The sequence below is a fragment of the Plantactinospora sp. DSM 117369 genome (assembly GCF_053764795.1).
Genome location: NZ_CM132446.1, coordinates 9,679,979 through 9,698,137 on the forward strand (window position 1 = coordinate 9,679,979; position 18,159 = coordinate 9,698,137).

Below are 18,159 nucleotides of genomic sequence, written 5' to 3' on the forward strand. Positions count from 1 at the left end.
AGGGGACGAGGACTGATGGCGAGTCCGACGACTGCCGCTGCGGTGCCCGATCTCGCCGTACTCCAGCGCAGGGCCGCGGAGCGGGCGGCGGCCCGGGCCGGCGGCGAGGACCGGCTGCGGGGACACATCGTCTGCGACGGGCTGGTCCGGATCTTCAAGACCGAGGGCGTGGAGGTGGTCGCGCTGCAGGGGCTTGACCTGGTGGTCGACCGGGGCGAGCTGCTCGCCATCGTCGGCGCCTCCGGCTCGGGCAAGTCGACGGTGCTCAACATCCTCTCGGGGCTGGACGTGCCGACCGCCGGTATCGCCCGGGTGGCCGACTTCGACCTGCTGACGATGTCGCCGAAGCGCCGGCTGCGGTACCGCCGGCACACCGTCGGCTTCGTCTGGCAGCAGACCGCCCGCAACCTGCTGCCGTACCTGACCGCCCGGGAGAACGTGGAACTGCCGATGCGGCTGGCCCGGGGGCTGCGCGGCCGGGCGGCCCGCGAACGCGCGACCGAGCTGCTGGAGATGGTCGGCGTCGGCTACTGCGCCGACCGGCGGCCGGACCAGATGAGCGGCGGCGAGCAGCAGCGCTGTGCGGTGGCGGTCGCGGTGGCCAACGACCCGGAGGTGCTCTTCGCCGACGAGCCCACCGGTGAGCTGGACGAGGCGACCGCGGCCGACGTCTTCGGCGCGCTGCGCACCATCAACGCCGAACTCGGCGTCACCATCGTGGTGGTCACGCACGACCACGCCGTCTCGTCCCAGGTCCGCCGGACGGTCGCGATCCGCGACGGGCGGACCGCCTCCGAGGTACGCCGCTCCACCCGGCTCGGCGCCGACGGGGTGGAAGAGCTGGTCACCGAGGAGTACGCGCTGCTGGACCGGTCGGGCCGGATGCAGTTGCCGGCCGCCTTCGTGGACGCGCTGAGCCTGCGCGACCGGGTCCGGCTCAACCTGGAGCCGGACCACGTGCAGGTCCGGCCGGGCGGGGACGGTGCGCGGCCGTGACCGGCGCAGTGCAGCGGCACCGGGAAGCGGAAGTGGACGGAGACGGCGGGAGAGGACTCGGGATGGCGGAGGAACTGGTCCGGGTCGAGGGGGTCGGCCGGGACTACGCCGCCGGGGACCGGGTGGTGCACGCGGTCCGGGACGTCTCGTTCAGCGCCGCCCGGGGCGAACTGGTGGCGATCCGGGGCCGGTCCGGCGCGGGCAAGACCACCCTGCTGAACCTGATCGGCGGCTTGGACCGGCCGAGCTACGGGCGGATACACGTCGCCGGGCACGAGATCACCGCCGCCGGGAGCAGCGAACTGCTGGAGCTGCGCCGCTCCACCATCGGCTTCGTCTTCCAGTCCTTCGGGCTGATCCCGATCCTCTCCGCGGCGGAGAACGTCGGGGTGCCGCTACGGCTGGCGAAGCGGCGCCGGGCGGAGCGGGAGGAGCGGGTGACGATGCTGCTCGAACTGGTCGGGCTGGGCGGTCAGGCGGCACAGCGCCCGTACGAGCTCTCCGGCGGCCAGCAGCAGCGGGTCGCGGTGGCCCGGGCACTGGCGAACGATCCGGCGCTGCTGATCGCGGACGAGCCGACCGGCCAGCTCGACTCGGAGACCGGTCGTTCGATCATGGACCTGCTCCGCGCGCTGGTGCACGCCCGAGGGATGACCGCGCTGGTGGCCACGCACGATCCGACCCTGATCGACCTGGCGGACCGGGTCCTGACGCTGCGCGACGGCCGGCTGGTGGACGGGGCGGAGCGGCAAGACGGGGTGCTGACCGGGAGCTGACTCGCCCGGACACGATTCAGGGGTGGGATTCGTACGCTCGTACGAGCCCCACCCCTGTTTCGACGTTCGGTTTCGAGTCTCAGTCGCCCTGCCGCTGCTGGGGGATCTGGCCCTGCAGCAGGGCACGAACCTCCGACTCGCGGTAACGGCGGTGCCCGCCCAGCGTTCTGATCGCGCTGAGCTTCCCCGCCTTAGCCCACCGGGTCACGGTCTTCGGGTCGACACGGAACATCGACGCGACCTCTGCCGGCGTGAGTAGCGGCTCAGGTTCATGCGTACGCGATGCCATCGGTCACTCCTCCACAGGTGCCTATAGACATCGGCCGGGGTCCCGCCGGCCGACGCGTCTCCCATGGTCCGGCTAGTCCCCGATGTCCGACATGGGCCGAACGGCCGAAGGTCCCTGGATGGACGGATGAACAATGACCGATATATGGTCCTTTTTTATGCCAGAAAAAGACTTAACCGGACGGCCGATTGCCCCTCGTGACGTCGATATTACGAGGGGCATTCACCTGTGCGCGCTCCCAATGGGCCCTGAGCCGCATTGTTCGCTAATTGCAACGCTCCAGTAACTGGACCGCCCGCCAGCGCGCCACGAGCTTCTCGTACGCCTCGGTGGCCGCCTCCGCGTCGCCCCGGGACAGCCCGGCCAGCCCGGCCGCGACCAGCTCCGGAGAGTCGTCCGCGGCCAGCGCCTCGTCCGGGAGCAGGTCGACCAGCCCGCCGTAGTCCAGCTCCACCACCGACCGGGGATGGAACTCCTCCAGCCACCGGGCCCCCTCCTCGACGGCCTCGGTGATCGGCGCGTCCCCGACCGACTTGCGCAGCACCGACAGGCCCCGGGAGGCCCGTCGCCGGGCCTTGGAGATCTCGGTGCGGTAGCGCAGCACCCGCCGGTCCGGCCGGGTGGTCAGCTCGCGCTCCTCCGGGTCGACGAAGACGAACCAGCGCAGCGGCACACCCCAGGTGGCGATCTGCTCGTGCAGCCTCGGCACCCCGTGCTCCAGCACCCGGGCCCCGCTGCGCCAGTCCTCCACCACGGCCTTCGCCTGGCCGGCCAACACCGGCGGGACGAACGCGTCGGCCAGCACCGGAGGCACGCCGTCCCGGGCGCTCAGCGCCGCCTCGGCGACCCGCACCCGCAGGTTCCAGGGGCAGACCAGCAGCGTGTCGTCGGCCTCCAGGACGTACGCCTCCTCGGGCAGGTCGGGCAGCCGGGTCCAGCCGGCACCGAGCGCCTCGATCACCGCCGTCCGCTGCCGGACCGGCCCCTCCAAAGGGGCCACCGCCCTGCCCTCCTTGACGTACCGACGCCAGAAGAGCTGCCGGTCCCGATCGAAGGCGGTCAACGGCTCGTACACCCGCAGGTAGGAAGCGAAGAGCGACGGCACGGCGCGATCCTCCCACGAAACGAGAGCGGCGGAGTCTCCAGCATCTCCAATCAGTCTCGGGCGCGCCGGCCGCGATCCACCCTGAGGCCGATCGCGATTAGGCTCGGAGCAGGCCGGCACCATCCCCCGCCGGCATACCGGGAGCCCCCTCCCGCCCGCATCCCACAAGGATGCCCACCTGCGATCAGGAGCCAGACATGGACGTATTCGCCAGTACCGACGGTCCGGAATCCGACGGCCACGAGCAGGTCGTGTTCTGCCAGGACAAGCAGACCGGACTCAAGGCGATCATCGCCATCTACTCGACCGCGCTCGGCCCGGCGCTCGGCGGCACCCGGTTCTACCCGTACGCCACCGAGGCCGAGGCGCTGCACGACGTGCTCGACCTGTCCCGTGGCATGGCGTACAAGAACGCGCTCGCCGGGCTGGACCTGGGCGGCGGCAAGGCGGTCATCTGGGGCGACCCGGAGCGGATCAAGACCGAGCCACTGCTGCGGGCGTACGGCCGCTTCGTGGAGTCGTTGAACGGCCGCTACTACACCGCCTGCGACGTCGGCACCTACGTCGCCGACATGGACCTGGTGGCCCGGGAGACCCGCTTCGTGACCGGCCGCAGCGTCGAGCACGGCGGAGCCGGTGACTCGTCGGTGCTGACCGCCTGGGGCGTCTTCCAGGGGATGCGGGCCGCCGCCGAGCACACCTGGGGCTCGCCGACCCTGGCCGGGCGCCGGGTCGGGGTGTCCGGGCTCGGCAAGGTCGGCAAGCACCTGACCGGCCACCTGATCGACGACGGCGCCTCGGTGGTGGCGACCGACGTGAACGAACAGGCGCTCTCCTGGGTCCGGCAGGCCTACCCGCAGGTCGACGTGGTCGCCGACACCCAGGCCCTGATCACCTCCGACATCGACGTGTACGCCCCGTGCGCCCTCGGCGGCGCCCTGGACGACGACACCGTGCCGGCGCTGCGCGCCTCGGTGGTGGTCGGCGCGGCCAACAACCAGCTCGCGCACCCGGGCATCGAGAAGCTGCTCGCCGACCGGGGCGTGCTGTACGCCCCCGACTACGTGGTGAATGCCGGCGGGGTGATCCAGGTCGCCGACGAGATCGAGGGCTTCAACTTCGAGCGGGCCAAGCTGCGGGCCACCCGGATCTTCGACACCACCCGGGAGATCCTGCGGCTGGCCGACGCCGAGGGAGTGCCGCCGGCGGTCGCCGCGGACCGGCTCGCCGAGCGCCGGATGGCCGAGGTCGGCCGGCTGCGCACCATCCACCTGCGCTGACCGGTCCGCCGTCCGCGAGGGGGTGGGGCCGATGCGGGTACCGGCTCGGTGCCCACCTCCGGACGGACGCCCGGTCGATTGCCGGTTAATCAGGCAGAAAGTACGCTGTACTGGACTGATGGGGCTGGAGGCCCCAAACAAGTCACGGCCAGGCCGGGCCGGCGCTCCTTACTGAGTAGCATGGGACCGCCCGTCGATGTCCCCGCGACGCGCGGGCACGGGCGGTGGTAACCCGAGGTGCCGAACCGGGGCATCCCCATGTACCGTAAGAGCCACGAGAGATGCCTGACGTCATCGGGGCCCGCCTTCGGGCTGCCCCGAATTCTGTGCGAGGGGGTCGAGCCATGGGGCGCGGCCGTGCTAAGGCCAAGCAGACTAAGGTCGCCCGGGAGTTGAAGTACCACTCCCCGAACACCGACCTCGCCGCCTTGCAGCGAGAACTCGGCGGCAGCCGCAAGTCGGACCACGACTTCGACGACGACTACAAAGAGTATGTCGACGACGATGACGAGGATCACGACGCGGACGACGACCCGGGCAACTGGGCGTCAACCCGCTGACCTCCGGTCACATCTGAGCACGCGGTAACACCGCGTGCTCACGCGTGTCCGAGTGCCTGCGGGCCGTACCGCCGATCGGGACGCCAACCGGTAAGGACCTGCCGGGGACGGAGCCTGTCTCCAACCCCTCGGCAGGTCCTTACCGCTGGCCGTGGCCCGTCCTCCCCGACACCGGGAAAGCCCCACCGCCCTCCGCGTACCGTCGTACGCCGCACCACGGGACGTCCGACCCCTCGGCGGACGGAACCGGACGCTCGGGCGGATCGACCGTCCTCGGGCTCAGCGGGGGCGGTTGTTCCAGTTGTAGAACGTCGGGATGTTCTCGAAGTGGTTCCAGGCGCAGACCGCAGCCGCACCGTCCCCGCCGGTCGCCACCTCGGCCCGGAGCCGTCGCGCCTCCGCCGCCTCCCGCAGCAGCGTGGTGAGCCCGGCCCGAGCACCCAGCACCCGGGCGGCCAGCGGATCGTGCGGTCCGGCCTCGACGGGCTCAGGCGGCCGTTGGCTCGTGGTCTCGGGCATGGTCCAACACTCCCTCTAGTAGACGGATCTTGCTGTTGCGGCAGTGGTCGGTCTCCGTACCATCGAAACGCCCGTGCTCGAAGTAGCGGTTGGCGGCGTGCCCACCCCCGCAGAATCCGAAGTACGGGCAGCGGGCGCGGCAGGCCTCCACGCCGGTCAGGAACTCCGTCACCCACGGCGTCTGTGCCGCCGTGGCGAGAATGTCACCCAACGGGGTTTCCAGGACGTTTCCACTGCTGAAGTCGCCGTAGTCCGGGTCGGAGAAGCCGGCCAGCTCCGGGGAGAGCAGCACCACCGAGCCGTCGTACCCGATGGTCGGGATGGGGTCGAGCTGGCGGGGCAGCACGTCGTCCTCGGCCCCGTCGAGGACGGCCGCAGCGTACCGCAGCGACCACTCGATCTCCCGGAGGTGGATCCGGGGATCCCGGCGCCAGGCGGCGACCAGTTCCGCCCAGAAGCCGCTGACCAGTTCGGCCGGATGGGCGTTGCGCCGGGTGTTGACCCCCTCGGTCTCCTCGATGTTGATCCCGAGCACGTCGCAGCCGAGGTCGAGGAAGTAGTCGTACAGCTCGGTGGCGAGCCCCGGCTCAGGCCGGCTCACCACACAGAGCGCCGAGTACGGGATCCCGTGCCGGCGCAGCGCCTCGACGCCCGCCATGATCCGGTCGTACGACGGTTGGCCGCCCCGGCCGACCCGCTCCCGGTTGCGGTCCCGGGGTCCGTCGATGCTGACGCTGACCCGGATCCGGTGCGCGGCGAAGAACTCGCACCAGGCGTCGTCGATCAGCGTCGCGTTGGTCTGCACGTGGTGCTCGACCGAGGAGTCGAAGGGCGCCAGCAGGGCCGCCAGATGCTCCCGTCCGGCGGCGAGCGGCTCACCCCCGTGCCAGACCACCGAGAACCGCCCGTGCCGGGCCCAGTCGTTGACCGGCCCGGCCACCGCGGCCGCCACCGGTACCGTCATCCGGCGGTCCGCCGCCCGCAACGGGAGATAGCAGTACGCACAGTCGAGGTTGCAGAGCGTGGTCGGCTGCATGACCACGTAGCTGGGGACCGCGGCGATCCCCCGCATGCCGGAAAACTCCTGTCCACGGACAGCCATGGCCCTCCTCCCCCGCCTCTGAGGTGCCCCTCAGGCTAGGTGGCGGTAGCCACCCCGGTGAAGTCCTGACCAGGTATGCCGAGAATCACGGGCAAATATCGCGGATGCGGGTTTTGGCGTTTTTGTTGTGCTCGGCCCGGCGTCGTGGCCCGGGTGGCAGGGTCGCGCCCCGGGTGGCCGCCGGCTCGTGCGCCGGGTCAGCCCCGGGTGTGCTGGCCGATCATGTGCACCTCACCGGTGCCCTCGATGATCTCACCCGCCTGCCAGGCCTCGACACCCCGGCCGGTCAGGCAGGCCAGTGCCCGGTCGGCGTCCTCGGCCGACACGATCGCGAACATGCCCACGCCCATGTTGAAGGTGGACTCCATGTCCTGGTCCTCGATCCGGCCCTTGGCCTGGACCAGGTCGAAGATCGGCTGCGGCCGCCAGGTGGCCCGGTTGACCACCGCGTCGACGTTGTCCGGGAGCACCCGGACCAGGTTGCCGGGAATGCCGCCGCCGGTGACGTGCGCCAGGGCGCGTACCTCGGCCTCGGCGATCAGCTTCAGGCAGTCCTGCGCGTAGATCTTGGTCGGGGTCAGCAGCTCCTCACCCAGGGTGCGCTGCCGGCCGAAGTCCTCGATCACGCTGTCCAGCCGCATCCGGCCGGCGCCGAGCAGCACGTGCCGGACCAGGGAGTAGCCGTTGGAGTGCAGGCCGGACGAGCCCATCGCGATCACGACGTCGCCGACCTCGACCCGCTCCGGGCGGAGGATCTCGCTCTCCTCCACCACACCCACGCCGGTGGCCGAGACGTCGTACTCGTCCGGACGGAGCACCCCGGGGTGCTCGGCGGTCTCGCCGCCGAGCAGCGCGCAGCCGGCGTACCGGCAACCGTCGGCGATGCCGGCGCCGATCTCGGCGACCTTGTCCGGGACGACCTCGCCACAGGCGATGTAGTCGAGCAGGAAGAGCGGCTCGGCACCGCAGGCGACCAGGTCGTCCACCACCATCGCCACCAGGTCGATGCCGACCGTGTCGTGGATGTCCATCTGCTGCGCGATGACCAGCTTGGTGCCCACCCCGTCGGTCGACGAGGCGAGGATCGGGTTGCGGTACTTCTGGGTGTCCAGCCGGAACAGGCCGGCGAAACCGCCGATGTCGCCCATCACCTCGGGGCGCCGGGTGCCCTGCACCTTCGGCCGGAGCAGTTCGACCGCGCGCTCACCGGCGTGGATCGAGACGCCGGCGTCCGCGTACGACACGGTGCGCTTGCGGCCGGACCGGCCCATCCCCGCCGTCCAGGGCTGATGGGTGCCGCCCGGGCCGCTTCCTGCACCACTGCGCTCGGTCACGTGCGTCACGGTTCTCCCCTTTGTGGTTCTCGCGGCTGGCCGCGTCGGTAGCGGTCGAGGATCGCTCGACTTTCGTGCTGCCCGGCCGGATGTGTCCGGTCGGGCCGGTCCTGTCGCCGGGCGTCGTGCCCATGAGCCCACCCGGCGTGGTGCCTACGCGTGCGACGACACCTCGCCGCCACTGGAACTGCTCACGAACGGCTGACCGCCCGGACCGCGGGCGGCCCCGTCCGGGACCGCCTCCTCCGCCCCGGCGCCGGCGACCCGGCGGTCAACTCCTTCGAGTACGTGCTTGCCGATCAGGTTCCCCGCCGGCAGCTCGATCGGGTATTCCCCGTCGAAGCAGGCCCGGCAGAGCCGGGTCTTCGGCTGCTCGGTGGACGCGATGAGACCGGCCAGGGAGACGTACCCGAGGCTGTCGGCCCCGATCGACCGCCGGATGCCCTCGTTGTCCAGCCCGTTGGCGAGCAGCTCCGCCCGGGTGGCGAAGTCGATGCCGTAGAAGCAGGGCCAGTTGACCGGCGGCGAGGAGATCCTGACGTGCACCTCCAGGGCACCGGCCTCGCGCAGCATCCGGACGATCGCCCGCTGGGTGTTGCCCCGCACGATCGAGTCGTCCACCACGACCACCCGCTTGCCCCGGACGTTCTCCCGGAGCGGGTTGAGCTTGAGCCGAATGCCGAGCTGACGGAGCGTCTGCGACGGCTGGATGAAGGTGCGCCCGACGTACGGGTTCTTCATCAGGCCGGCGCCGTAGGTGATGCCGGACTCCTCCGCGTAGCCGATCGCGGCCGGAGTGCCGGACTCCGGTACCGGGATCACCAGGTCGGCCTCGACCGGGTGCTCCCGGGCGAGCTGCCGGCCGATGCTGACCCGGGCGGCGTGGATGTTGCGGCCGGCGATCGTGGTGTCCGGCCGGGCGATGTAGACGTATTCGAAGAGACAGCCCTTCGGCTCCGGTGCCGCGAACCGGGCCGACCGCAGGCCGTGCTCGTCGATGGCGATCAGCTCGCCGGGCTCGACCTCGCGGACCACGCTCGCCCCGACGATGTCCAGCGCGGCGGTCTCGCTCGCCACCACCCAGCCGCGCTCCAGCCGGCCGAGCACCAGCGGACGGACCCCGTACGCGTCACGGGCGGCGTAGAGGGTGGTCTCGTCCATGAAGACGAAGCTGAACGCGCCGCGCAGCGTCGGCAGCACCTCCAGCGCGGCGGCCTCGACCGACAGGTCGGGGCGGCTGGCCAGCAGCGTGGTCACCAGGGCGGTGTCGGAGGTCGACCCGTCGGAGTCCATGCCGCGCTCGACCGCGTCCCGGGCGAGCTCGGCGGTGTTGACCAGATTGCCGTTGTGCGCCAACGCGATCGTCGTGCCCGCCGTGTTGGCCCGGATGGTCGGTTGGGCGTTTTCCCAGGTCGACCCGCCGGTCGTGGAGTATCGGGTGTGCCCGATCGCCAGGTGGCCGCGCAGGCTCGCCAGCGTCGGCTCGTCGAAGACCTGGGCGACGAGGCCGAGATCCTTGTAGACCACCACGCCCGACCCGTCGCTGACGGCGATGCCGGCAGCCTCCTGGCCACGGTGCTGGAGTGCGTAGAGACCGAAGTAGGTGAGCTTCGCCACCTCTTCGCCCGGAGCCCAGACTCCGAAAACGCCGCACGCGTCCTGTGGGCCGGGTCGTTGGGGGTCGAGGTCATGGCTCAACCGGCCGTCGCCTCGGGGCACCTGCCGCTCCCTCTTGCTGATCTGCTCGGACTCGCCTGTCACCCGGGTGATTTCGGGTTCCGTCGACTCAGACAGTGTACGCGAACCGCAGCCGACACAGAGAGCCACGTTATGGCCCCCGTAAGTGACGGATGGTGATGGATAAGCATGGCTAGACAGGAAGGAATGGGGAGATATCAGCACGATTGCCACTCGTCTGCACCAGGCCCTCGGCGACCGCCGCCGACCAGGACATCCGCCCGGTCGCCAGCCGGAGCCAGGTCTCCGGTGCCATCTCCACCACATTGGGCGGCGTGCCACGCGTGTGTCGGGGCCCCGCACAACACTGGATCGCCCCATAGGGTGGCACCCGGACCTCTACCGCCCGGCCCGGCGCAGCCCGGGCCAGGTCGCTCAGCAGGGCACGAACGGCGTCCCGCAACGTCGTCCGGTCCGGCGTACGGCCGGCGTCGAGGTCCGCCAGCGCGGCCGCGACCGCTGCGGACTTATTGTGCGGAGAGGACACGTCGGGACGATACGACCCGGCTTCGTGGCATTTTTCGCCGCCCCTGGGTCGCGCTCATCCGGTCAGACAAGGCATAGTTGCCGACGGTGTAGTCGTATGGGTTGATCCCCGGCCGACGACGGGTCGGCGGTGGAGCCCCGGAAGGCGGTGGACGTGACAGCACACCGACGAGCCTGGATCTCCCGGGCCGGTGTGGTCGTAGCGCTGGCAGCCAGCGCTGTATTCGCTCTACCCACCACACCAGCATTGGCTGACCCAGACCTCAGAACCGTTACCGCCTCGCCTAGCTCTGTCGATGTCAACGGCACCACGACGGTCAGGTTCACGCTCGCCTTCAACGGCAGTGGTGACAACGCCGACATCCAGGTTAGTTCCGACAACTCGCGGCTGACTTGCACGGATGGATGCTCCGTGCAAGATGCCGAGGCTGGCAGCTACACGGCCGTCTTCAAACGGACGTCGGCAACGCTTGACTCTAACCAGAGTGCGACGATCACTGTCCGCGCCACGGAGGACGCCCTTATCGGCAACGGCCCCACTGATACAGCCACCGCCCGAGTAACTCTGGTCGGTCGACCCGCGCCGCCGCCGGTGCAGACGGTCGCCGAGGTGTCGGGGCGGGTCACCAACGAGACCACCGGAGACGGGGTTCCCAACGCCAGCGTCCGGCTGACCGACGGGCAGGGTCGTACCCACACGACCAACACGAGCAACAGCGGCAGCTACCGGTTCACTGGTTCGCGGGAACGGCCGATCGCGCCGGGGCGGCTCCAGATCCGGGCCACCAAGGACGGCATCACCGACACCAAGGACGTGAACGGGGCCGCTGGCGCCCGGGTCAACAACCAGGGCATCCAACTCGCCCTGGCCGGTGCGCCGAGCGCGACACCGGAGACCTCGGCGGAGCCGACCGAGGACGCCGCCGAGGAGGAGCCGACCGAGGACGCCGCCGCGGAGGAGAGCCAGGATGCCGGCGCGGCGGACCAGGCCGCCAACGAGGAGTCCGGCGGCGGGCTCGGCTCGTGGGTACTGATCCTGGCCGGCGGCCTGCTGGTCGCGCTCGGTGTCGGCGCGATCGTGCTGCTGCTGATGCGCCGCAAGGAAGACGGCGGCGATGACGACGAGGACGGGCCGGGCGGGCCGGGGCCGCGCTCGGGCGCGGGGGCCGGCCGGGGCGGCTACGACGACGCCACCCGGGTCACCAACCGGGCCGGTGCCGACCCGACGATGGTCAACCGGGGCGGCAACCTGGCCGACGCACCGACCATGATGCACAGTGCCCCACTGGTCGACGAGGAGTTCCCGGATCCGTACGGTGCGCCGCTGCCCGGGCCGCAGACGCCGGGCTACGGCGCCGGACAGCCGGGCTGGGGCGGCAACGCCAACGGCTACGGTGACCGCCCCGGCTCGGGTGCCGGCGCGTACGGCAACGCACCTGGCTCGGGTGCCGGCTACGGCGCTCCCGCCTCCGGGGCCGGCTACGGCAACGCTCCCGGCTCGGGTGCCGGCTACGGTGCGCCCGTCTCCGGCGGTGGATACTCCGCCAACGGTGCCGGTGGCTACGACGACGGGTACGACGAGCCGACCGGGCGCTACACCGGTGGCCGCGGTGGTGCTGACGAGTACGGCCCGGCGGCCGACCCGTACGAGACCAACGCCTACCGCCCGTCCTCGGGTGCCGGCCACGGTGGCTACGAGCCCACCCAGCAGTACGGCCGGGACGACGACGGCTACGACGCCGGGGGCTACGGCGCGGGCCAGGGCGGCTACGGCGACGAGCCGCGTACCGGTGCCGGGTACGACCGCGCCGACGACGGTTACGGCCAGCAGGGCTACGACAACCGGGCCGGCTACGACCAGCAGGGTTACGACGCCGACCGGGCCGGCTACGACCAGCCGACCACCGGTGGCGGCTACGACCAGCCGCGTGGTGGCTACGACGACCAGAACGGTTACGACGACCGGGGTGGCTACGACCAGCAGCAGGCTGGCGGCGGCTACTACGACGATGCGCCACGGGCCGGGCACAGCCGGTCCGCCGCACCGCAGCAGTCGAGCCGTTCGGAGCGCCGGTCGCTCGACTGGTTGGACGACTGACCGAGGCGGCACGCACGAGATAACCCGCAGGGGCCCGGTTCGCGACGGCGAGCCGGGCCCCTGCCGGTTCTCACCACCGCATGGGTCCGTTACCCGGGACGGCGACGGGGAAGATCTGGGTCAGGCCGGCGAGTAGACCCCGTTGCGGAGTACCGGCACCACGTCGGAGACGCCGACCTGGACCGCGATCTCGACGTCCTGGCCGAATCCCCGGGTGACGAGTTCCCGCCCCGACACGCTGCCCCGGACCGCCGCCGATATGTCGGGGAGACTGTTCAGCGCGGCCAGCGCCAGCGCCGCCTCGACGGAGAGCCCGCCGGACACTGTGGAGAGTGCGTCCAGTACGGCAGCCGCGCCGAGGTGGTCCTCGACGGCCGGCCGGAGACTGTCGTCCGGCCAGCGTTCCCCCGCCGCGACGACACCGATCGGTGCCGTGGTCGAGCCGTACCCCTGGGCGAGGAGCCAGCGCCCGACGGCGGTGGCGTTACGCAGGCAGGCCGCCACCACTGGCAGCCCGGTGGCGCTGGCGGCGGCACTGATCGCCGAGCCGTTCGGGGACGGCAGCACCAGGTCCGGTATGACCGGAGCGGTGTACAGGGCCGCCGGGGAGAGCGACCAGGGATGCTCCGGCGTCACCGCGCGTCGGCCGACGGCGGCTACCGCGCCGACCCGGGTGGCGTACTCGGCGGCCTGGGCGCCCCAGGGGAACGGATGCACCCGCATCCCCCGCGCGACCGCCACCTCGACCGACGTGGTGAAGGAGAGCACGTCGACCACCACCAGCACCGCGCAGACCCGGCTCAACTCGGCCGCGCCGGCCAGCCCCCAGTCCAGCCTGGCGCCGGTACCGGGCTGGGCGTAGACCGACTCCGCCGGTCCTGCTGGTTCCGTCACGATGCGGTTCCCTCGCCACCGGAAGATCCGACCGCCGCGCGGTCGGATCAATCCGTCGGGCGATCTCCGGCGTCGGTCCGGGCCGCCGCCTCCTGGTGCCCGTCGGCGGTGCTCGGAGCGGCGTCCACCGGAGCCGAAGCCGCTGGAGCGGCGTCACCGGCAGCGGCGGTGTCGTCCGGAGCGGCAACGGTGGCGGGACCTGCGGCGGCCTCCGGACCGGCGGCCGGCGCCGACGCGGTAGCGCCGGAGTCCACCGGCTCGGTCCCGTCGGCCCCGTCGGCGGCGTCCGGCTCGGCCGGGTCGGTGTCGACGAGCGGCTCGGCGGCGCCCCGGTCGGAGCCGGCTGGCCCGGGGTCCGGGGTGCTCGTGCCGGTCGCGACGGCTTCGGCCAGCGTCGCCGAGCCCTCGCCGAACAGGCTCGGCAGGGTCGCGCTGTGCGCCGCGCGCAGCTCCGGCAGGCCGATCGTGAACTGGTCCCGGATCTCCAGCTCGTTTCCGGCGGTGTCGGTGACCCCGATCAGGGTCCACGGCACGCCCCGCTCGACACAGAGCGCGGTGAACGCCTTCTCGTGCCCGCGCGGCACCGCCACCATCGCCCTGCCAGCCGACTCGCTGAACAGGAAGACGAACGGCATCGAGCCGGCGGTGAAGCCCTCCGGCAGGGCGATCCTGGCGCCGACGCCGTACCGGAGGCTCGACTCGACCAGCGCTTGGGCGAGGCCGCCGTCGGAGAGGTCGTGCGCGGAGCGCAGGTGCCCGACCCGGGCCGCCTCGGCGATCAGCTCGGCGAGCGCCCGCTCGGCCGCCAGGTCGACCTTCGGCGGTACCCCGCCGAGGTGCTCGTGGGTGACCCAGGCCCACTCGGAGCCGGAGAGTTCCAGCCGGGTCTCGCCGAGCACGAAGATCAGGTCGTGGTCGGCCCCGGTGGTCCGGGCGAAGCCCATCGGCACCCGCTGCGCGACGTCGTCCAGCACGCCCAGCACCCCGACGACCGGGGTGGGGTGGATCGCCGCCGCACCCGTCTGGTTGTAGAAGCTGACGTTGCCTCCGGTGACCGGGATGCCCAGCTCGGCGCAGCCGTCGGCGAGCCCGCGTACGGCCTCGGCGAACTGCCACATCACGCCCGGGTCCTCCGGCGAGCCGAAGTTCAGGCAGTCGGTCACCGCGACCGGCTTCGCACCGGTCACCGCCACGTTCCGGTACGCCTCGGCAAGCGCCAGCTTCGCACCGTGGTACGGGTCGAGCCGGGCGTACCGGCCGTTGCCGTCGACCGAGATGGCGACGCCCAGCCCGGACCGCTCGTCGATCCGGATGATCCCGGCGTCCTCCGGCTGCGCCAGCACGGTGTTGCCGAGCACGTACCGGTCGTACTGCTCGGTGACCCAGGTCTTGTCACAGAGGTTCGGCGAGGCGATCATCCGGAGCAGGGTCTCCCGGAGCGCCTCGGCGGTGGCCGGCCGGGGCAGCGTCTCGGCCCGGTCCGCCTGGAGCAGGATCAGGTCGGCCGGCTCCCGCATCGGGCGGGCGTAGACCGGACCGTCGTCCACCAGCGACCCCGGCGGTACGTCGACCACGGTGTGCCCCTGCCAGGTGACCAGCAGCCGGCCCGGACCGGAGCCCTCCGGGGCACCGGTCACCTCACCGATCGCGCTGGCCGGTACGCCCCACTTCTCGGCGATCCGGAGCACCGCGTCGAGCTTCTCCGGGGCGACGATCAGCAGCATCCGCTCCTGCGACTCGCTGGCCAGGATCTCGTGCGGCTGCATGGACGCCTCGCGCAGCGGTACCCGCTCCAGGAAGACCCGCATGCCGGTGCCGGCCGCGGCGGCGGTCTCGGTGAGCGCGCAGGTCAGCCCGGCGCCGCCGAGATCCTGGATGCCGACGACGAGTCCGGCGTCGTACAGCTCCAGGCACGCCTCGATCAGCAGCTTCTCCATGAACGGGTCGCCGACCTGCACCGACGGGCGGCGCTGGGCGCTGCCGTCGTCGAAGGTGGCGCTGGCCAGCACGGAGACCCCGCCGATGCCGTCCCGCCCGGTCTTGGCGCCGAGCAGCACCACGACGTTGCCGGGGCCGGCGGCGGCCTTGTTCTGCAACCGCTGCACGGGTAGCACGCCGAGGCAGAGCGCGTTGACCAGCGGGTTGCCCTGGTAGCAGGCGTCGAAGACGACCTCGCCGCCGATGTTGGGCAGGCCGAGCGAGTTGCCGTAGGTGCCGATCCCGGCGACCACGCCGGGGAGTACCCGGGCGGTGTCGGGGTGGTCGGCGGCACCGAACCGCAGCGGGTCCATCACCGCGACCGGCCGGGCACCCATCGCCAGGATGTCCCGGACGATCCCGCCGACCCCCGTCGCCGCGCCCTGGTGCGGCTCGACGAAGCTCGGGTGGTTGTGCGACTCGACCTTGAAGGTCACCGCGAGCTGGTCGGAGATCTGGATCACTCCGGCGTTCTCGCCGATGCCGGCGAGCAGCCGGTCGCTCGGCGGGGCCTTCTCGCCGAACTGCCGCAGGTGCACCTTGCTCGACTTGTAGGAGCAGTGCTCGCTCCACATGATCGAGTACATCGCCAGTTCGGACTGGGTGGGGCGGCGGCCGAGGATCTGCCGGATCCGGTCGTACTCGTCGTCGCGCAGGCCCAGCTCGGCGTAGGGCTGGAGGTCGCCGGGGGTGGCCGCCGCGTTCGAGACGGTGTCCACGCCGCCGGGGTAGCCGTTCACCGGCAGCTCCGCGGCGACGCTCGCCGGCACCGCCTGGCCCGGCACGGGCTGCTCCGCCGGAGCCGGCTGACCCACCGGGTCGACGGCCGGGCCGGGCCGCGCGGCGGGGCCGGATGCCGAGGGGTGGTCGGCGAGGGCGGGCTCTGGCTGGCCCATGACCTCACTCCGTTCGATCATGCGGGTGCTCCCGCGAGGTGCTTGAGGACCGACGTGAAGAAGCCGAGCCCGTCGAGGGATGGGCCGGTCAGCGCCTCCACGGCGTGCTCCGGATGCGGCATCAGCCCGACCACGTTGCCGGCCTCGTTGCGGATGCCGGCGATGTCCCGCAGCGACCCGTTCGGGTTGCCGCCCAGGTAGCGGGCCACCACCCGGCCGGTCGCCTCCAGCTCGTCGAGGGTGCGCTCGTCGGCGACGTAGCAGCCCTCGCCGTTCTTCACCGGGATCAGGATCTCCTGCCCGGGCTGGAACGCGTTGGTCCAGGCGGTGCCCGCCGACTCGATCCGCAGCACCTGGTCGCGGTTGCGGAAGTGCAGGTGCTGGTTGCGGGTGAGCGCGCCGGGCAGCAGGTGTGCCTCGCAGAGGATCTGGAACCCGTTGCAGATGCCGAGTACCGGCAGGCCGTCCCGGGCTCCGGCGGCGATGGTCTCCATCACCGGGGCGAACCGGGCGATGGCGCCGCACCGCAGGTAGTCGCCGTAGGAGAAGCCGCCGGGCAGCACCACGGCGTCGACGCCGTGCAGGTCGGGGTCGTCGTGCCAGAGCGACACCACCTCGGCGCCGGCGATCCGGGCGGCCCGGGCCGCGTCGCGGTCGTCCAGCGAGCCGGGGAACGTCACCACGCCGATCCGGGCGGTCATGGATTGCTCTCCTCGGCATCCCCGGCCTCGGCCACCCGGACCGCGAAGTCCTCGATCACCGGGTTGGCCAGCAACTTGTCCGCGATCTCCCGAGCCCGGTCCAGGTCCGGCTGGCCGGTGAACTCGATCTCGATCCGCCGACCGATGCGCACGGAGGACACGTCCGTGACTCCGAGCCTCGGCAGCGCATTCGCGACGGCCTGGCCCTGGGGATCGAGAATCTCCGGCTTGAGCATGACGTCGACGACGACGCGAGGCACTGGGCACTCCTGACTGTGTACGCAGTTGGGTGCCGGCCCACGAAAGGGGCGAGCGGAGCCAGCGTACCCGGCCGACCAGCGAGTTGACGCACGGGCCGGCGCGTCGATGCCCCGACGGACCCGGGGTGCCCGCCGGGCGCCTCCGGTGGACCCGGTCACCCGCCGGAGAGGGTCGGAAACCGACCGCAGAGGTTCACCCTTGTGAATAGGTGACGAACGGCTTAGCGTGTGGCGTCAAACGTCCGGTTACCTACACCGAACGTTGAGTGTCCAGACCCGTATGGCGGACATCCTCCCGCCTACGGCGGCTCGAACCGACCCGGTGACCCCGGGTAAACCCCCCGGAAGGAGCCCCCCGTGCGTCTTCGCCGAACCCTGGTGATGCTCGCCACCGCCCTGGCCGGCGCGCTCGTCGCGCCGTCCGTCGCCTCAGCCGCCCCGGTCAGCCCGTTCATCATCGGCGGCGGCACCGTCTCGTCGGCCCCGTGGGCCGCGGCCGTGTTCAGCAACGGCTCGTTCACCTGCTCCGGCACCATCATCGCGGCCCGCTGGGTGCTCACCGCCCGGCACTGCGTCAGCGGCACGATGTCGGTGCGGGTCGGCAGCGTCAACCGGTCCTCCGGCGGCACCACCAGCGGGGTGACCGCCAGCTACGGCCGGTACGACCTGGCGTTGCTCAACCTGTCCACCTCGATCAACACCAGCTACATGCCCCTGTCCAGCGCGTACCCGCCGGTCAACTCCACCAACTCGATCTACGGGTGGGGGATGACCTGCTACAGCGGCTGCTCGGCGTCCACCACCCTGAAGACCGCCACGGTCCGGGTGACCAGCACGAACGTCACCGACGCGTACGGCGGCCGGGCGATCCGCAGCACCCGGATCAACGGCAACGCCTGGCGCGGTGACTCCGGCGGCCCGCAGGTCTACAACGGCGCCCAGGTGGGTGTCGCGTCCACCGCCGACGGGCAGAGCATCCAGAACTACGGCAGCGTCGCCTACAACCGTTCCTGGATCACCTCCGTCTCCGGCGTCTAGGCACCACTCCACACCCTCCTCAGGGGTATGGCGCGGACGTTCCAGCTGCGTTGGGACGTCCGCGCCGCGCCGTTTCCGTCAACTCCGGACCGTTTGACGGCGTGGGGGCAG

General features: G+C 71.7%; 17 protein-coding genes. 6 read left to right on the forward strand and 11 right to left on the reverse strand.

Annotated elements, in window-relative coordinates; genetic code table 11:
* The first annotated feature begins 15 nt into the window (after window positions 1-15).
* Entirely contained in the window at window positions 16-996 is a 981-nt protein-coding gene (locus ACSMXO_RS41630; RefSeq protein ID WP_346258024.1) for an ATP-binding cassette domain-containing protein, read from the forward strand.
* Between the two features lie 62 nt (window positions 997-1,058).
* Entirely contained in the window at window positions 1,059-1,772 is a 714-nt protein-coding gene (locus ACSMXO_RS41635; RefSeq protein WP_346258025.1) for an ABC transporter ATP-binding protein, read from the forward strand.
* A 79-nt stretch (window positions 1,773-1,851) separates the two neighbouring features.
* Here the strand turns inward: ACSMXO_RS41635 and ACSMXO_RS41640 are convergent, their stop codons facing one another.
* Window positions 1,852-2,061 (reverse strand): BldC family transcriptional regulator, encoded by a 210-nt coding sequence (locus ACSMXO_RS41640; protein WP_007073996.1) that lies wholly within the window; start codon window positions 2,059-2,061, stop codon window positions 1,852-1,854.
* Between the two features lie 265 nt (window positions 2,062-2,326).
* Window positions 2,327-3,166: a hypothetical protein gene (locus tag ACSMXO_RS41645; protein ID WP_101368644.1), complete on the reverse strand. Its 840-nt coding sequence runs from the start codon at window positions 3,164-3,166 to the stop codon at window positions 2,327-2,329.
* Window positions 3,167-3,363: 197 nt separating this feature from the next.
* On the opposite strand from ACSMXO_RS41645, the gene ACSMXO_RS41650 reads away from it, so the two are divergent.
* Window positions 3,364-4,446, forward strand: a complete 1,083-nt coding sequence (locus tag ACSMXO_RS41650) for a Glu/Leu/Phe/Val family dehydrogenase (protein ID WP_455416126.1) — start codon at window positions 3,364-3,366, stop codon at window positions 4,444-4,446.
* 344 nt (window positions 4,447-4,790) lie between these two features.
* Window positions 4,791-5,006, forward strand: coding sequence for a DUF3073 domain-containing protein (locus tag ACSMXO_RS41655; protein ID WP_203867382.1), 216 nt, complete (start codon window positions 4,791-4,793; stop codon window positions 5,004-5,006).
* A gap of 279 nt (window positions 5,007-5,285) precedes the next feature.
* Here ACSMXO_RS41655 and amcA read toward each other — a convergent pair whose 3' ends face one another.
* From amcA to ACSMXO_RS41680, 5 genes are all read right to left on the reverse strand, one after another.
* On the reverse strand, window positions 5,286-5,525 hold the full coding sequence (gene amcA, locus ACSMXO_RS41660) for a multiple cyclophane-containing RiPP AmcA (protein ID WP_318399007.1): 240 nt from the start codon (window positions 5,523-5,525) through the stop codon (window positions 5,286-5,288).
* Window positions 5,494-6,597: a cyclophane-forming radical SAM peptide maturase AmcB gene (gene amcB, locus ACSMXO_RS41665; protein WP_455419433.1), complete on the reverse strand. Its 1,104-nt coding sequence runs from the start codon at window positions 6,595-6,597 to the stop codon at window positions 5,494-5,496. The genes amcA and amcB overlap by 32 nt, the downstream gene beginning before the upstream one ends.
* 227 nt (window positions 6,598-6,824) lie before the next feature.
* The gene (purM, locus tag ACSMXO_RS41670; protein WP_318399006.1) at window positions 6,825-7,970 is read right to left on the reverse strand and encodes a phosphoribosylformylglycinamidine cyclo-ligase; all 1,146 of its coding nucleotides are present in this window, start codon (window positions 7,968-7,970) and stop codon (window positions 6,825-6,827) included.
* Window positions 7,971-8,114: 144 nt separating this feature from the next.
* A complete protein-coding gene (gene purF, locus ACSMXO_RS41675; RefSeq protein WP_318399091.1) occupies window positions 8,115-9,680 on the reverse strand; it encodes an amidophosphoribosyltransferase in 1,566 nt (521 codons plus the stop codon).
* Window positions 9,681-9,831: 151 nt separating this feature from the next.
* Window positions 9,832-10,185, reverse strand: coding sequence for a sterol carrier family protein (locus ACSMXO_RS41680; protein WP_346258027.1), 354 nt, complete (start codon window positions 10,183-10,185; stop codon window positions 9,832-9,834).
* A gap of 609 nt (window positions 10,186-10,794) precedes the next feature.
* On the opposite strand from ACSMXO_RS41680, the gene ACSMXO_RS41685 reads away from it, so the two are divergent.
* Window positions 10,795-12,282, forward strand: a complete 1,488-nt coding sequence (locus tag ACSMXO_RS41685; protein ID WP_455416127.1) for a carboxypeptidase-like regulatory domain-containing protein — start codon at window positions 10,795-10,797, stop codon at window positions 12,280-12,282.
* Between the two features lie 120 nt (window positions 12,283-12,402).
* On the opposite strand, the gene ACSMXO_RS41690 is transcribed toward ACSMXO_RS41685, so the two are convergent.
* The 4 genes from ACSMXO_RS41690 to purS are packed head-to-tail and all read right to left on the reverse strand — an operon-like array spanning window position 12,403 to window position 17,010.
* On the reverse strand, window positions 12,403-13,176 hold the full coding sequence (locus tag ACSMXO_RS41690) for a 2-phosphosulfolactate phosphatase (protein WP_455416128.1): 774 nt from the start codon (window positions 13,174-13,176) through the stop codon (window positions 12,403-12,405).
* Window positions 13,177-13,223: 47 nt separating this feature from the next.
* Window positions 13,224-16,049: a phosphoribosylformylglycinamidine synthase subunit PurL gene (gene purL / locus ACSMXO_RS41695; protein WP_455416129.1), complete on the reverse strand. Its 2,826-nt coding sequence runs from the start codon at window positions 16,047-16,049 to the stop codon at window positions 13,224-13,226.
* Window positions 16,050-16,066: 17 nt separating this feature from the next.
* Window positions 16,067-16,750, reverse strand: a complete 684-nt coding sequence (gene purQ, locus ACSMXO_RS41700; RefSeq protein ID WP_455416130.1) for a phosphoribosylformylglycinamidine synthase subunit PurQ — start codon at window positions 16,748-16,750, stop codon at window positions 16,067-16,069.
* Window positions 16,747-17,010 (reverse strand): phosphoribosylformylglycinamidine synthase subunit PurS, encoded by a 264-nt coding sequence (gene purS, locus ACSMXO_RS41705; RefSeq protein WP_346258031.1) that lies wholly within the window; start codon window positions 17,008-17,010, stop codon window positions 16,747-16,749. The genes purQ and purS overlap by 4 nt, the downstream gene beginning before the upstream one ends.
* 357 nt (window positions 17,011-17,367) lie before the next feature.
* Between purS and ACSMXO_RS41710 the strand changes: the two genes are divergently transcribed.
* Entirely contained in the window at window positions 17,368-18,048 is a 681-nt protein-coding gene (locus ACSMXO_RS41710) for a DUF1986 domain-containing protein (protein WP_432875502.1), read from the forward strand.
* Window positions 18,049-18,159: the final 111 nt, after the last annotated feature.

Excerpts from the sequence above, each read along its gene's own strand:
- purQ (WP_455416130.1), bottom strand. The coding sequence starts at position 16,750 with ATGACCGCCCGGATCGGCGTGGTGACGTTCCCCGGCTCGCTGGACGAC.
- purL (WP_455416129.1), bottom strand. The coding sequence starts at position 16,049 with ATGGGCCAGCCAGAGCCCGCCCTCGCCGACCACCCCTCGGCATCCGGC.
- ACSMXO_RS41650 (WP_455416126.1), top strand. The coding sequence starts at position 3,364 with ATGGACGTATTCGCCAGTACCGACGGTCCGGAATCCGACGGCCACGAG.
- amcA (WP_318399007.1), bottom strand. The coding sequence starts at position 5,525 with ATGCCCGAGACCACGAGCCAACGGCCGCCTGAGCCCGTCGAGGCCGGA.
- ACSMXO_RS41630 (WP_346258024.1), top strand. The coding sequence starts at position 16 with ATGGCGAGTCCGACGACTGCCGCTGCGGTGCCCGATCTCGCCGTACTC.
- ACSMXO_RS41655 (WP_203867382.1), top strand. The coding sequence starts at position 4,791 with ATGGGGCGCGGCCGTGCTAAGGCCAAGCAGACTAAGGTCGCCCGGGAG.
- ACSMXO_RS41635 (WP_346258025.1), top strand. The coding sequence starts at position 1,059 with ATGGCGGAGGAACTGGTCCGGGTCGAGGGGGTCGGCCGGGACTACGCC.
- amcB (WP_455419433.1), bottom strand. The coding sequence starts at position 6,597 with ATGCGGGGGATCGCCGCGGTCCCCAGCTACGTGGTCATGCAGCCGACC.
- ACSMXO_RS41640 (WP_007073996.1), bottom strand. The coding sequence starts at position 2,061 with ATGGCATCGCGTACGCATGAACCTGAGCCGCTACTCACGCCGGCAGAG.